Genomic DNA, 15,080 nt, shown 5'->3' with positions numbered 1-15,080 from the left:
GAATCATACCAATTCGATTTTATGAAAAAATGAGTTGAAAAGGGCCTTTTAATATTTCGGTAGGTTAAATGATATTGTCCTTGCGCTAGATGATTAAATTATAGTGAATATTTTGTTATGTCATTCAAATATATCATTTTCCTTTTCTAATTATTTTTACTTTAATTGTATCGTTATTCTCACCGTCTGTAACATTCCATATTAATCGAGAGGCTTCTTCAAAAGACAAAAGTGTACAAATTGGTTATAAAGGAGCCGATGCTGTATGGGGTCTTGTCATCCGTACTATTTTTGTAGACTAAAAAAGTTACAGTAAATAATAAAAAATTGTTATCGGAGTTAAAACAGATTGAAGGAGGGACTTGGAAAAAAGTATATAAAGATGGATATAAAGACGGAAAAAAGGTTTCTGTGCATTATTTTCAAAGTAAATCTGGTTTGGTGTATGATGTGAAAAGGTTGGAGTGTGAAATGATTTATGAATAAAATAGAACTAAGATATTCTTCACATGAAGATTTAGATAGGATTATTGTTATAAATATCATTGGTATAATCATATCGCTAAAAGAAGGTTTAATCACTATAGAAGAAGCGGAAAAGCTCATGTTCAGTCCACGAACAATCGATGTTTTAAAAAAGAAAGGGATAAATGAAGAACTGATAAATATACTTCATTTGGGAACAGAACTTGAAGATGTAGAAAGTTTAATACCACATGAATTAAGTGATAGTTTAGAAGAAATAAGGGTAAAATGCTTAAGATTTTTGGAAAGAAATATAGAAAATGAAGTTGAAAATAATGTGGTAGATTGTTGAGCTAAAAGTGTATATTATAAAATTTTGAGTAAATCTTTTTTGATTTATTGATTAAAACGATGAATTCATAAAAAGAGAAGTCTGTGCAAACAGGCTTCTTTTTTATAAGATGGGAAGATGAGGAAATGTATGCGCTCACATAAATAAGGGAGGAGTGAAGTAAATTGGCTTCTGTCAGTTTAAGTAGTATTGAAAAAATACGCGCAGCAAGCAGGGGATTGCCGCCAAAGCTGAAAGGAATTGCAGAACATATTACGAGTGAGCCCCGCGACATCATCCATTTGTCTATTGTAGAACTTGCGAAAAAGACAGCGAGCTCAGAGGCAACGATTTTTCGTCTTTGTAAAAGGCTTGGCTTTGAGGGCTTTCAAGATTTGAAGATTGCTATTGCCCAGGAAATAGACCAAACAAAGCCTAATTATGTAGATGAAGAAATGAGTCTTGATGATGATACAGCGATTTTTATGCAAAAGGTTTTTCAGGCGAATATATCCGCTTTAAAGGATAGCTTTCAATTGTTGAATCCAGAGGATGTAGAAAAGGCCATACAAATCATACATGAAGCGAAACGCTTAGAGTTTTATGGGAGTGGTGGGTCTGGACTCATTGCAACAGACGCTTTTCATAAATTTATGAGGACAGGTATCAACTGTATTGTTCACACAGATTCTCACTTTCAAGCGATGTCTGCTGGTCTCCTTGACCAGCACAGTACAGTGATCGGTATATCTCATTCTGGACGTAATAAAGATTTACTCGATGCGATGAAAACAGCAAAGGGAAAAGGAGCCAAAACCATCGGCATTACAAGCTATCAGCGCTCTCCATTGAGTCAGCTTGCAGATGTCACGTTGTATACAGCGACGCAAGAAACGGCTTTTCGAACAGAAGCGATGTCTGCAAGACTTGCTCAGCTGACTGTCATTGACGTTCTATATTTTGCACTTGCTCACTTAAGGCAGCAGGAAACAATAACAAATTTAAAGCAAATGCGAGAAACCATATCACAAAAAAGGGTGTAATGATTCCAAAAATAAATTTTTCTGATGATGAAAAATGCTGCTATGGTAACGATTGTGAGCTTTTGGATGAAAATAATTTTCTTTTCGGTCGTTGAATGTCGAAAAAATTATTTTTATAATGGGATTTAACAGGTATATCAAAAACTTCATATCTGATTTCAAATCAATGATTGGGCGTGATACAGATGAAGGGAAACCAGGCGGTAATTGGTTTGGATATTGGAACAACAAGTACAAAGGCGGTTCTGTTTGGACCACAGGGGAAAGTAATAACGAAGCATTCAGTACCTTATGATCTCATTCAGCCCCAGCCAGCATGGGTTGAGCAGGACCCTGAAAAGATATTAGAAGCCGTCATTGCGAGTGTAAGAGGTGCATTGACGACAGCAGCATTTGATGTAGCAAATCTCATCGGCATCGGGATTAGTACTGCGATGCATTCCTTAATTGTGATGGATGAGGATGGCAAGGCGTTAACGAACAGTATCATTTGGGCAGATAACAGAAGTGCAGAACAAGCGAAACGAATCTTATCAGATATGGATGGCTTCCACATTTATAAAAGGACAGGTACACCGATCCATCCAATGTCACCGCTTTCAAAAATACGTTGGATCAAGGAAATGGCACCTGATCTCTTCAAGAAGGCAGCGAAATTTATTTCTATCAAAGAATATATTCTATATCATTTCTTCGGTCAGTATGTCGTCGATTATTCAATCGCTTCAGCAACAGGTCTGTTCCATTTGGAAACGCTTCAATGGGATGAACAGGCGCTTCGTATTGCTGGAATTGAAGCCAGTCAACTGTCTGAACTTGTCCCAACGACGTATCAGCTGAGAGGACTTCAGCCTGAGATTGCACTGCGCATGGGCATTAAAGAAGATACACCATTTGTGATTGGTGCGAATGATGGCGTTCTAGCGAATTTAGGTGTTGGCGCGATTGGAAAAGGAGAGGTGGCTGTTACGATTGGGACAAGCGGTGCGGTCCGTACGGTTGTAGACAAACCAATCACAGATGAGCAATCAAGAACGTTCTGCTATGCGCTGACAGATAAACATTGGGTTGTGGGAGGACCGACCAATAATGGCGGGATCATGCTGAGATGGCTGAAGGATGAATTTGGATCTTCAGAGGTGGAGGTAGCAAAGCGCCTTGGTGTGGACCCTTACGATTTAATGATGGATATTGCGGAAAAGATTCCAGCAGGCTCAGAGGGACTGCTGTTTCTGCCATTTTTATCGGGTGAGCGTGCACCTTATTGGAATCCAAATGCGAGAGGCACCTTCTTTGGGATCGGTCTTCAGCATAAGCGGGAGCATTTTATTAGAGCTGTGTTAGAAGGCGTCATTATGAGTGTTTTCTCGATTGGTGTTGCCTTAAGAGATTTAACCGGTTCTGCAAAGGATGTCAGAGCTTCGGGCGGATTTGCACGATCTCCGTTGTGGCGGCAAATTTTAGCGGATACGATGGGCAGAGAAGTACTTGTTCCAGAAAGTTATGAAGCGTCAGCACTTGGGGCGGCTGTCCTCGCACTTCATAGTTTAGGTCATATGGAAGAGATAGAAGAGGTTCAAGAGTGGATTCGAATCTCTGCCCGTCATGAACCTAATATGAAGAACAATGAAACTTACATAGAGCTATTTTATTTATATGAGCGTCTCTACGATAAACTGAAGGATGAATTTGATGTCATTAGTGCGCTGCAATTAAAACAAAATCGTTAAACATCAGGGAAAAGGTGGGAGAACATGCTTTTATTCATCGTGATTGCGGCGATTGTCCTTTTACTCATTCTCATTACAATCGCTAAGTTGAATCCATTTGTGAGTTTAATTATTACTTCGATGCTAGTGGGCTTTGCTACTGGAATGGATTTGCAGGAAATCATTCAATCGATTAAAACGGGATTAGGCAATACGTTATCATTGCTGGCAATTGTTCTAGCGCTTGGTACAATGCTTGGGAAAATGATGGCTGAATCAGGGGGAGCAGAGCGGATAGCTCAAACTTTAATCGGCCGGTTTGGGACGAAAAATGTGCATTGGGCAATGATGTTTGTTGCCTTTATCGTGGGGATACCTGTCTTTTTCCAGGTCGGTTTCGTTCTTCTCATTCCTTTACTTTTTACAATTGCTATTGAAACAGGCATCTCGCTCGTGACAATTGGGCTCTCATTAATTGCTGGCTTGTCTGTCGTGCATGGACTAGTGCCGCCTCATCCAGCGGCAATGGCAGCCGTTGGCATCTATCATGCCAACGTGGGGAAAACCATTTTCTTTTCTATAATTGTCGGATTGCCGACAGCGATTATTGCTGGACCGCTGTATGGTAAGTGGATTGGAAAACGGATACATAAACCAGTTCCGGAGATGCTGAGAAAGCAATTCACTGAACGAAATGAAGATCGAAGGCTCCCCGGCTTTGCGAATACGATGTTTACCATATTGGTGCCGGTGATTCTGATGCTTCTTGCCACATTGGCGGACATTATCTTACCAGAGGACAATATGTGGTTTCAGGTATTCAAGTACATCGGGGATCCAATTACAGCACTGCTGATTGCAACGGTGTATTCTTTCTTCAGTCTTGGCTTTATGCAAGGAATGAGCCGTGACCGAGTGCTTTCATTTAGCAACGAGTGCTTAGGACCAATCGCTTCCATTTTGCTTGTCATTGGAGCAGGCGGGGCTTTTAATAATGTGCTCATTGATTCGGGCGTTGGTGATTATATTGCGGATTTAGCCAAACACTCGCCGATTTCACCGATTTTGCTAAGCTGGCTAATTGCTGCGGTGATTCGTGTAGCAACAGGATCTGCGACGGTCTCTATGATGACGGCAGCAGGTATTGTAGCCCCAATTGCTGCAACTATGCCGGATGTGAGCAGAGAGCTGCTTGTGTTAGCAACAGGAGCGGGTTCGTTAATTTTATCTCACGTCAATGACTCTGGTTTCTGGCTGATCAAAGAGTATTTTGGTATGACCATTAAAGAGACGTTTTTGACATGGACGGCTATGGAGACGATCATTTCCGTTAGTGCTATTGCATTTATTATGATCATTAATATGTTTATATAGCGAACAACAGCCTGGTTCTTTGGAATTGGGCTGTTTTTGCTTGTTGTGATACCACTTTCTTCAGATTGGGGTAAAATAATGATATTGAGATGTGGGAGGCGGACACGATCGAACCATTAAAACATGTGTACCATGAATTATTTATTCAAGAATTAGCGGAGAAACTTGTACAGGCTTCGACTGTATTTGATGCTGAGCAATTCCAGCGGCTCGTGCTTCAAGAGGATTGGCAGCAGCTTGAGTTAAAAGGACGGATGAGAAGAGTCACTGAATCGATGCATGCCTGTCTGCCTGAGGATTATAAGCAGGCAATTGAGGTACTGCGTCAGGCAGCGCCGCATTTTTCAGGGCTTAGTGCGCTCGTATTTCCAGACTATGTCGAGACATATGGCCTTGCACATTGGGATCTCTCGATCAAGGCGCTCGAATTCTTCACGCCTTTTTCCACTTCTGAATTTGCCGTTCGGCCATTTCTGATTCAAGATCAAGACAAAATGCTGGCGCAAATGCTCGTATGGTCTCAGGATCAAAATGAGCATATACGGAGGCTTGCTAGTGAAGGCTGCAGACCGCGTCTGCCATGGGGCTTATCTGTTCCTTCGCTTAAAAAAAATCCTTCGGTCACACTGCCGATTTTGGAAAATTTGAAGTCTGACTCGGCGCGGTATGTGCAAAAAAGTGTAGCGAACCATCTAAATGATATCTCAGCAATTCAGCCTGATCTGATGAAGCAGACAGTTCAAAACTGGTATGGAACCAACAAACATACGAACTGGATTGTCAAACATGCATCCCGTACTTTACTCAAAAAAGGAGACCCAGATATCATGGCTTTGTTTGGCTATGAAGACGATCCATCCGTTCAGGTAACGGATTTGAAGATAGTACAAGACCCTATTCGGATCGGTGAGAAAATGACTTTTCATTTTACACTTCAGGCCGATAAGCCGCTAAAGCTGCGTGTAGAGTATGCCATAGACTACGTCAAAGCTCGGGGGACCCGCAATCAGAAGGTATTTAAAATTACAGAGTTTGAAACAGGCTCAGCATTACATAGAGAATTCGTCAGGTCACAGTCTTTTCAAAATATGACGACGAGAAAACATTATGAGGGAACCCATACTTTATCGATTATCATCAACGGTATCCCAAAAGCGTCGGTTGATTTTGAAGTAACAGAAGCCAGCAGCTCATGAAAAAAACCCGCCATTAGGCGGGTTTTGGCGTTTAAGCCTTCTTTTTCATTAAGAATGAAGCAATGATGGCTGCGACTAAGAAACCGATGCTGATAATCGAGCTAGGCAAGTTTTCTGGTCTGAATAGAAACATCACAAAACTCACACTTAGTACAAGACCTGCAAATAAAGTCAAATACGGAAACAGCCACACCTTAAAATACGGCTCCTGTGGATATTTCGGGCGAAGTTTCAGATGTGCCATGCAAATGCTAATCCAAATGAGTGAAACAGCAAAACCAGGAATAGCCAGCATATAGCTGAAAATTTGCTCTGGATATAAGTAAGCAAAGAATGTTCCGATGAGAAGAAACAGAACGGTCACCCATAAACTCAAAATGGGTACGCCTCTTTTATTGACCTGTGCCAGCTTTTTCGGACCGCCATCTGATTTAGAGAGAGAATGCATCATTCTCGTCGTTCCATAAATGCCAGAATTGGCCGCAGATAAAACGGCTGTAATTAATACAAAATTAATGAAGTGAGAGGCGCCTTGCATACCGGCTGCTGAAAAGACTTGAACAAATGGGCTGTTATTTGGATCAATTTGATTCCAAGGAATGAGTCCGCAGATGATCAAAATCGGCAAAGTGTAAAATAAGATAATACGCCACATCATACTTTTAACAACACCAGGCAAGACCTTCTCGGCATCCTTTGTTTCTGTAATGGTCAGCCCGATCAATTCAGAGCCCCCGTAAGAGAAGATAACGACTAATAAAGATGCAAAGATCGCACCCCATCCGTTCGGGACGAAGTTTTGATAGTTGGTGAGTGCAGGTGTGCTTTGTTCGTTCGGAATGATCCCAAATAATAGGGCTGCACCAAGAATAATAAACACAATAATAACGAAAATCTTCATTCCAGCGAACCAAAACTCAATTTCACCAAAGTATTTTACATTATTTAAGTTAATTCCGATGACTAAGAGTGAGCAGAGTAAACATAGTGACCATAGCGGCACGTTCGGCATCCAGTATTGAAGCAAACTGCCTGCCGCGATAATCTCAATGACACACACAGTGAGCCACATGAAACAGTAAACCCAGCCGACGACAAATGAAAAACGTTGACCAAGCGCAATCTGTATCAGGTCGCGAAGGTTATTTCCCGGATAGACAATCGCCATTTCAGCTAAGGCTGCCATCACGATGAGCAATAATAATCCGGCAAATACATAGGAAAAGATGACCCCTGGACCTGCTAAACCGATTGTATCGGCACTTCCTTTAAAAATTCCTGTACCAATGACCCCGCCCAATGCAATCATGCGAATGTGACGCGGTGATAAAAGCTTTTTTAATTCTTGTTGTTCCTGATTCGCGCTCATGACGTTCTCCTTTTTTAAAAATGCTTATGTTCCATTTTCTTTTTTCGGGACGTCAGTGTCAATATAAAAAAAGAGATTTTTCAGACAAAAAAGGCGGTTGTTTCTTTCAAATGAGCCGTTTTTTTCCATAAATCCTTTCCATCATCCATCACCAAAATCTGAAACTTCGTGAAAAAATGAACATTTGCCTTAATTATGACATAAACAATTTTCAGTTTTTGTCGATATATCTTTTGTAATACTAAAGTCCTAATAAAGAATTGTTTATAACTGTAAAATATTTCAAAAATGTATGAAGAAGTGAAAGGAGTTATGAAAGATGTTTATGAGAAAAGCGAATGATTCATCGTCGGGAACCCTTTTAAATGAAAGCAGTCAATTAGTAGAACGAATTGAGAAGGGAGACCTTTCAGCAAGAATAGATACTGCTGCATTCTCTTCAAGTCAAACGATTGAAGCAGTAGCCCAAATAAATGAAGCTTTGCAAAAGATGCAGGAAGTAAATGAAGATATTCAAATGCGGATGAATTTAGTGACAAAAGCAATTCAAGTTGGTTTATGGGATATGATCGTTGTCGCTGGAGATCCGGTCAATCCAAAAAATGAGTTCACATGGACGGATGATTTCCGCAAAATGATCGGCTTTCAAAATGAGCACGATTTTCCAAATGTTTTAGACAGCTGGGCATCTCGAATCCATCCGGATGAACAAGAATATACCTTAAATGCATTCTCTTCGCATTTATTGGATCATTCGGGACGTACACCATATGATATCGAATATCGCTTGAAGTTGAAAAACGGAGATTATCGCTGGTTCAAAGCAACTGGCACGACCATTCGTGATCGAAATGGTGTCCCTCTTCGTGTAGCGGGAGCTCTTTTTGATATTCATGATCAGAAATTGAAAGAAGAAGAGCTGCAAGCATTCGTGACGAGATATGACTTGATCAACCGTGCGCTTGTGGAAGCTCCTTGGGACATGGTCGTAGAGGCCGGCGATCCAGTCAATCCGAATAACGAGTTCTGGTGGTCCCCGCAGTTCAGAAAAACGCTTGGTTTTACGGATGAAAAGGATTTCCCGAACGTGTTAAGCAGCTGGAGCGATCGCCTGCATCCTGAGGATCAAGAAAAGGCTCTCCAAGCTTTTGCAGATCATTTAAATGATCACTCTGGACGCACACCATTTGACATTGATTACAGATTGCAGAGCAAAAATGGCGAGTATCGCTGGTATCATGCAGGTGGTGAAACCATTCGTGATGAAAAAGGTGTTCCTCTTCGTGTGGCTGGAACCATTCGTGACATCACGTTAGAGAAAAACAAAGAGAAAACAGCGAATGAAATGGCTTCACAAGTAGAACAGCTTTCAAGTTCGATCAGCGAGATGGTATCAGGCATCAGCTCTGTGACAAACCAAGCGCAAGAGCTTGCTGTCGCACAAGAGCAGTCAACATCTGCTGCCAATCTAGCAAAAAATAGTGCAGATGAGACGAAAAATATTTCTGACTTGATCAAAGAAGTAGCGAACCAAACGAACCTGCTTGGTTTAAATGCTGCGATCGAGGCAGCGAGAGCTGGTGAGCAAGGAAGAGGATTCTCAGTCGTTGCAGATGAAGTGCGTAAGCTGGCGCTTCATAGTGCCAATGCAACGGAGAATATCGAATCTAGTTTAACGGAAATGAAAACGCAAATTGATGAAATTCTTGAAAATATTTCGAACATGACAGCTCTTACGCAAACACAGGCTGCTTTAACAGAGCAAGTAAATGCTTCAGTCGATGAAGTGAACCACATGTCTCAGCGCCTTGTGGCCTATTCAAAGAGTATTTAATCATCAAAAACCGCCCTCTCGCATAGAAGGCGGTTTTTTTGATTAAAATTGATCTGCTGGGAAAACAATACCTGCATCTTTTCTTGCAGCTTCAAGGACTTTCATTACGGAGAGACTTTCATCAAGCCATGCATAGCACTGTTCATAATTTTTTGTTTCAATGATGTGCTGAAAAGCTTCTGTTTCATAAAACAGGCGGTTTGAATTTGTTTGTGCATTGAGTGAGGTCACCTGATCATTCACATGAAGTAACACTTCCTCGCAGCCATTCGCCCCATTTTTCACATGAATGAAGCCTTTTTCTCCTTGAATCAATGCAAAATTCATGCTGCTTGTATCCTTACTGCCGACACTTGTCGCAATGAAATCATTGTAGGTGAAAGTCAAAACACCAGATGTATCGATGCCATTTGGGTGACGGTTTGCCTGGTAGCGGACCTGTTCTGGTGATCCGAAGAGGTTCATGATGAAATGGACATTATAGATATTAATATCCATCAACGCTCCTCCGGAGAATTCAGGGTTAAAGACATTTGGCGTTTCGCCGGCTAGCAGCTGATTATATTTGCTTGAATATTGACTATAGTTGCATTGAACCAGTTTGATTTTACCTAATTGATGAAGGTGCTTTTTAATCAAATGATAGTTTGGCATATGAACGGTCGTAATGGCTTCAAATAAGAGAAGCTGCTTTTCCTTTGCGAGTGCGATTAAGGCTTCCAGCTCTTTGACATTAGAGGTGAAAGGCTTTTCGCAAATCACATGTTTTCCGTGTTCCAATGCAGCTGCGGCATGCTCGCTATGTAAACGATTCGGTGATGCAATATAAACGGCTTCAATGTTCGGATCTTCTAGCATAGCCGTTAAGTCCGTATAAGTTGTTTTCACACCAAATTGGTCTGCGAGCTTCTTTGCCGTTGCTTCCTTTCTTGAATAGACGGCATGACAAGAAGCGCCTTCAAGCTGTTCAATCGCTTGCAAGAAGCTTTCCACAATCACACCTGTTCCAATGGTTGCAATGTTCATTCTACTCAAAACCCCTTCCACTCGTTTGATATCAAGTAAAGCTGTCTCTAGTATAACTGATGTTTGAATTACACGTGCACTTGAGGCCTGGGCGGAGAGGGGTGCCAGTGGCAAACACCGGCACATTTTTGGCAGCCCTTACAATTAGCTGATGTCCGCTAATGTTTGTTTTGTTAACAATTGAATGGCAGCCTTCCTCTTCTTTAACTCTTGAATGGAGTGTTGAATATCCTCAACTTTTTGTTCGAGCAGCTGTTCAGCTTCTGTTTTTGATTGTTTTTCAAATAGTGATTTGATAATTTCGCGAATTTCTTTGAGTGAGAAATCTAGCTTTCTTGCTTCTGTGATAAAGGAAAGCATGAGTACATATTTTTTATCATATAAACGATAGCCGTTATGTGCTCTCTTTGGTTCGGGGAGCACACCCTCATTTTCGTAAAAACGAATGGTTTCAATATGCACACCAGACAGTTTTGACAATTTACCTCTAGTAAACGTAATCATTCCCTGCACCTCCTTTCTTTGCTATCCATCATACAATTAGATTTGCTAGTTTCAAAATGTTCAGTCGTGAACATTTGTTTTCATTTTCCCATTGGAAAAGGGCACAAACTCTGTTTAAAGCAGGATGAATAGAATACGATATAATAGAGTAGGCAGATGACAATTTTGTTACAGGTGAGAACAAGTAGACAGCGTGATGAAAAAACGATAGGCTAAAATAGGTAAATAGTAATGATATAGCCTGTCATCATATAGATGATGGCTCAAAATAGTGACAGCACGTTTTTTGCTGAGAAAAGGGGACCAGTGAATGTATAAATTAGTTGCAATTGATATGGATGGTACGTTATTAAATGATCAACATATGGTGACAGCTGAGGTGTTTGAGGCCATTCAACAGGCGAAGGCAGAGGGAGTTAAGATTGTATTATGTACAGGACGACCTATTGGTGGAGTGAATCGCTATCTAGATGATCTTCAGCTCAATCAAGAAGGAGACTATGTGATTGCCTACAATGGGGCGCTTGTCCAAAACAGCCATACAAATGAAGTGGTGTCAGAACTGACATTATCCTATGATGATTTGACTTCTTTATATGAGCTGAGCCGTGAGCTCGATACACCGATGCATTATTTCGATTCCGCTCATTTGTACACACCGAATCGTGATATTAGTGAATACACAGTACTTGAATCTTATTTAACAAAGCTGCCGCTTAAATATTTACCTGTTGAAGAGGCAGATCCTTCAATGAGACTTCCGAAGATGATGTATATTGATCAGCCAGAACGGTTGGAAAAGACGATACAAGCCATTCCATCTGAAGTAAAAGACAAGTACATGATGGTGAAAAGCACAGATTTCTTCCTTGAAATACTGCATCCTGAAGTCAGCAAAGGAAACGCCGTGAAGCTTCTAGCGAAAGAGCTGGGAATTGCTCGTGAAGAGGTCATGGCCATTGGTGACAATGGGAACGACGTATCGATGCTGGAATTTGCGGGCTGCGGCGTTGCCATGGGAAATGCCATTGATGATGTCAAAGCAGTAGCGGATGTTGTGACAAAATCCAATAATGAAGCCGGAGTAGCACATGTCCTGCATGAGTTAGTTATAGGAAAATAAACAAAAAAGCGGTCTACCAGTGAGGTAGCCGCTTTTTTATATGTGAGAGAAAAAGTAAACAAGCATCCGTCTGCTGCTCAAATTTGTCTTTTGCAGCATCGCCTTCACATGATCATGGACGGTATGGGTTGAAATAAATAAAGTACTGGCGATTTCCTTTGTAGACTGTCCCTTTAATAAGCAGTCGAGGACGTTCATCTCTCTTTCTGTCAGCCGGTACGTTTTTGCCGCATAAGGAAGAATATCATTTGTTTGGGCTCTCTTGATGTGAATCATGACAGCCTCTTCCTGCCCGGCTGCCTGCGCTAATCGAAATGCTTGAAGAGAGAGAAACAGCCCCGTAGGCATTCTCGTCATGCTTGCCGCTGTTTGGTCGATACCTCCGTATAAAAGTTTAGCCCCTAATGCTCTGAACGGGCGCGGCATGGTCGCCTTGTCATGGATTTGTTCAAAGGCTTGAAATGTATGAAGCCAATGAAGCCCTGTCTCATTTCCATAAAGAAGATTGTAATCGTGTGAGAGAATGAGGAAACCTTGTTGCTCCGCTGCGTCATCCTCTTCAGTATCTCTTTTCTTGAAAAGTTCATCTCTTAGCTTGGCTGCGAGTCTGGGCGTTTGTTCGAAGACCGCTCGGATATCTTGTTCTTGAAAAGGTTCCTTGTCCTTTAGACGATATAGGCTGGCAATACCCCAGCATTCTCCTTGAATCACAAGGGCTGCCCGCAATTCATCAGACCATCCTTTAGGCAACAAAATGTCTCTGTAGCGATCACTGTTGAGATATTCCCCGCTTTGGACTAAGCTCGCAGCATGAATAGGGCCTTTGGCTAGAGACTCATGTTGATGCACGTCCTTTTTTAAGAACTCATTTTGAAACAGCTGATCATGAATTTCTTCAATCGGTTCATCTGTGAAGGAACCTGTCGAGAGGAGAGTGGCTGGATCAATGGTCGTGATACAGGCGGCATCAAAATCAAGGACGGCAGCAAGCTCGTCCCGAATGTGTTGTCTCAGCTGCTGAAAATGAGTGGCTGGATTGGTCACATGATCTCCTCCTCAAAAATCCCCACTTTTAGGGATCGTGTTTTTTGATGTCTCTTTTTACAATAAAGATGTCATACCGTTAGTGTACAGGAAACGATGTAAAGCGGAAAGGAACTGGAGGAGAAGGACATGAAAGGAAACCAGCATTGGCACGATCCCGTAGCTGAATCATACGCAGCCACGATTGCTCATAAAGTACCCGGCTATCAGCTATTGCATGAGTTGACAATAGACGTATTAGAAACTGAAGTAAAGGGAGCGGCTTCTCGCATTTTGACTGTTGGAGCGGGCGGGGGCGAAGAGATCATCAACATGCTTCAAAGAAAAGAAGACTGGCTTATCACAGGAATCGATCCGTCACCTTCTATGCTGGATATGGCGAAACAGCGAGTTGGACAGCTTCAGATGGAGGCGCGTGTTACATGGCATGAGACCGTATTAGATAAGGTTTCTGCTGAACCTGTTTACGATGCAGCGATGAGTTTGCTTGTGATTCATTTTATAGAAAAGCGCCAGCCCTTTTTAAAGGAGATTGCCCGCAGGCTTCAACCAGATGCACCGCTTGTGTTGGCATTTATACAGGGAGAGATGAAGTCCCATACATTTCAACAGGAGCTTTTCATGCTTTCTCTTTTCATGCAGCGGCAGGGTCTAGAAAAAGAAGTGTTTACATCCTTTAAAAACAGGCTGGGACACGCGACACACCCTGTTCCTGAGGAAGAGATAAGAGAGCATTTAATCAAAGCGGGATTTGAAGACATCAGACCTTATTTTCAGGCAGGAATGATCAAAGGGCTTGTTTGCAAGCGAGGTCGAAGAGAGGCGGATGAGAAATGAGATCACAGGTGATGGTGATTGGCGGCTATGGACATGTTGGACAGCAAATATGTCTACAGTTAAGCGAAGTGTATCCCGGGCAAATTGTTGCGGCAGGCAGAAGCTATGAGAAGGCAGAGAAATTTTCACGCCACACAAAAGGGAAGGTTCGTCCTTATCAACTAGATGTCAGTGAGCCGTTATTTTCGGACTGGATGGATAAAACAAAGCTGGTGATCATGTGCCTTGATCAAGAAGAACCGTCATTTGCTGAAGCAGTTCTGCGGTCAGGCATTGATTATATAGATATCTCCGCAAAGGGAACGTACATGGAACAGGTGGCAAAGCTGGATCAGCGGCACATCGGTGCAACGGCTTTGCTCAGTGTCGGGCTTGCGCCTGGCCTTACGAATTTATTGGCAGCGAAAGCAGCATCTATGCTCTCATCAGTGAATCAAATAGATATAGGGATTATGCTTGGGTTGGGTGATCAGCATGGAAAAGCCGCTATTGAATGGACGCTTGATCATGTCCATACTGACTATGTGCTTACTAAGCATCATCAGCGTAAAAGAGTCAAAAGCTTTACTGGAGGTAAACGGATAGACTTTGGTGGAAGTCTTGGAAAGCGGCATGCCTATCAGTTCCCCTTCTCTGATCAGCAGACATTGCCTTCGACGCTCCGCGTGCCTTCTGTGACGACAAGGCTCTGTTTTGATTCCCGCGCGGCAACGCGTGCATTTGCCTTCACAAGGAGTCTCGGAATGACGTCCCTTCTCACTGTGCCGAAAATCAAGAAACGAGCCATTTCCATGATTCAATCTGCTCAAATGGGAACAGATCAATATGCAGTGAAAGTGGAGGCTACAGGAATGGATGGGAACAAGATTCATCAAGCAGCGCTTGGAATAAAAGGACGCGATGAGTCTCAAGCAACAGCTCAAGTCGCCATTGCAGCGGCTCTGCATTTATTGAACAGGCGGTTTCAGACAGGTGTTTTTCATATCAAAGAAGTATTTTCTCTAGCGTATGAGAACGGTGATTTTGCTTTGGTGGATCAAACAACGAAGGAAAAGCGGGTGTTAGCGGTTAGAGCCATCCTTTTGACGGAATAAAAGAAGACTAGCAGAATGCTAGTCTTCTCAGCGTGTAGACAAACCCTCGCATTCGGTGTCAGTCCTGCGTGCCGGTGCTCACGAATGTTAAATTCGCTCCGCTCCGGTACTCGTCCTTCCTAGACTGCAAA

13 protein-coding genes are annotated in these 15,080 nt (G+C 42.2%); 9 read left to right on the top strand and 4 right to left on the bottom strand.

What is annotated here, in order from left to right:
* Nucleotides 1-478 precede the first annotated feature (478 nt).
* From ACP7A0_RS14245 to ACP7A0_RS14225, 5 genes are all read left to right on the top strand, one after another.
* Entirely contained in the window at nt 479-817 is a 339-nt protein-coding gene (locus ACP7A0_RS14245) for a DUF3969 family protein (protein WP_045210169.1), read from the top strand.
* Nucleotides 818-981: 164 nt separating this feature from the next.
* Nucleotides 982-1,839, top strand: a complete 858-nt coding sequence (locus ACP7A0_RS14240) for a MurR/RpiR family transcriptional regulator (protein WP_060597627.1) — start codon at nt 982-984, stop codon at nt 1,837-1,839.
* A 185-nt stretch (nt 1,840-2,024) separates the two neighbouring features.
* Nucleotides 2,025-3,569, top strand: coding sequence for a gluconokinase (gene gntK / locus ACP7A0_RS14235; protein ID WP_060597626.1), 1,545 nt, complete (start codon nt 2,025-2,027; stop codon nt 3,567-3,569).
* 24 nt (nt 3,570-3,593) lie between these two features.
* Entirely contained in the window at nt 3,594-4,922 is a 1,329-nt protein-coding gene (locus ACP7A0_RS14230; protein WP_106030698.1) for a GntP family permease, read from the top strand.
* A gap of 89 nt (nt 4,923-5,011) precedes the next feature.
* Nucleotides 5,012-6,118, top strand: a complete 1,107-nt coding sequence (locus tag ACP7A0_RS14225; RefSeq protein WP_426005549.1) for a DNA alkylation repair protein — start codon at nt 5,012-5,014, stop codon at nt 6,116-6,118.
* A gap of 31 nt (nt 6,119-6,149) precedes the next feature.
* Here ACP7A0_RS14225 and ACP7A0_RS14220 read toward each other — a convergent pair whose 3' ends face one another.
* Entirely contained in the window at nt 6,150-7,487 is a 1,338-nt protein-coding gene (locus tag ACP7A0_RS14220) for an amino acid permease (protein WP_034660513.1), read from the bottom strand.
* Nucleotides 7,488-7,806: 319 nt separating this feature from the next.
* On the opposite strand from ACP7A0_RS14220, the gene ACP7A0_RS14215 reads away from it, so the two are divergent.
* Nucleotides 7,807-9,321 (top strand): methyl-accepting chemotaxis protein, encoded by a 1,515-nt coding sequence (locus ACP7A0_RS14215; RefSeq protein WP_095285597.1) that lies wholly within the window; start codon nt 7,807-7,809, stop codon nt 9,319-9,321.
* Between the two features lie 42 nt (nt 9,322-9,363).
* Here the strand turns inward: ACP7A0_RS14215 and ACP7A0_RS14210 are convergent, their stop codons facing one another.
* Entirely contained in the window at nt 9,364-10,347 is a 984-nt protein-coding gene (locus ACP7A0_RS14210; RefSeq protein ID WP_095285598.1) for a Gfo/Idh/MocA family protein, read from the bottom strand.
* Between the two features lie 144 nt (nt 10,348-10,491).
* On the bottom strand, nt 10,492-10,851 hold the full coding sequence (locus ACP7A0_RS14205) for a MerR family transcriptional regulator (protein WP_034660511.1): 360 nt from the start codon (nt 10,849-10,851) through the stop codon (nt 10,492-10,494).
* A gap of 310 nt (nt 10,852-11,161) precedes the next feature.
* Between ACP7A0_RS14205 and yidA the strand changes: the two genes are divergently transcribed.
* Nucleotides 11,162-11,974: a sugar-phosphatase gene (gene yidA, locus ACP7A0_RS14200; RefSeq protein ID WP_309415995.1), complete on the top strand. Its 813-nt coding sequence runs from the start codon at nt 11,162-11,164 to the stop codon at nt 11,972-11,974.
* Between the two features lie 36 nt (nt 11,975-12,010).
* Here the strand turns inward: yidA and ACP7A0_RS14195 are convergent, their stop codons facing one another.
* Nucleotides 12,011-13,018: a helix-turn-helix transcriptional regulator gene (locus tag ACP7A0_RS14195; protein WP_034660509.1), complete on the bottom strand. Its 1,008-nt coding sequence runs from the start codon at nt 13,016-13,018 to the stop codon at nt 12,011-12,013.
* A gap of 129 nt (nt 13,019-13,147) precedes the next feature.
* Here ACP7A0_RS14195 and ACP7A0_RS14190 point away from each other — a divergent pair, with 129 nt between their 5' ends.
* Nucleotides 13,148-13,855 (top strand): class I SAM-dependent methyltransferase, encoded by a 708-nt coding sequence (locus ACP7A0_RS14190; protein ID WP_095285599.1) that lies wholly within the window; start codon nt 13,148-13,150, stop codon nt 13,853-13,855.
* Nucleotides 13,852-14,949 carry a saccharopine dehydrogenase family protein gene (locus tag ACP7A0_RS14185; protein WP_426005544.1) on the top strand — a complete coding sequence of 366 codons (1,098 nt, stop codon included), beginning with the start codon at nt 13,852-13,854 and terminating at the stop codon, nt 14,947-14,949. The genes ACP7A0_RS14190 and ACP7A0_RS14185 overlap by 4 nt, the downstream gene beginning before the upstream one ends.
* Nucleotides 14,950-15,080: the final 131 nt, after the last annotated feature.

Source organism: Bacillus sp. DWP3-1 (assembly GCF_049896565.1).
In the GTDB taxonomy this organism is placed as follows: domain Bacteria; phylum Bacillota; class Bacilli; order Bacillales; family Bacillaceae; genus Bacillus.
The sequence above is the reverse complement of the archived record's forward strand: the minus strand, read 5'-3'. Positions and strand labels throughout refer to the sequence as shown.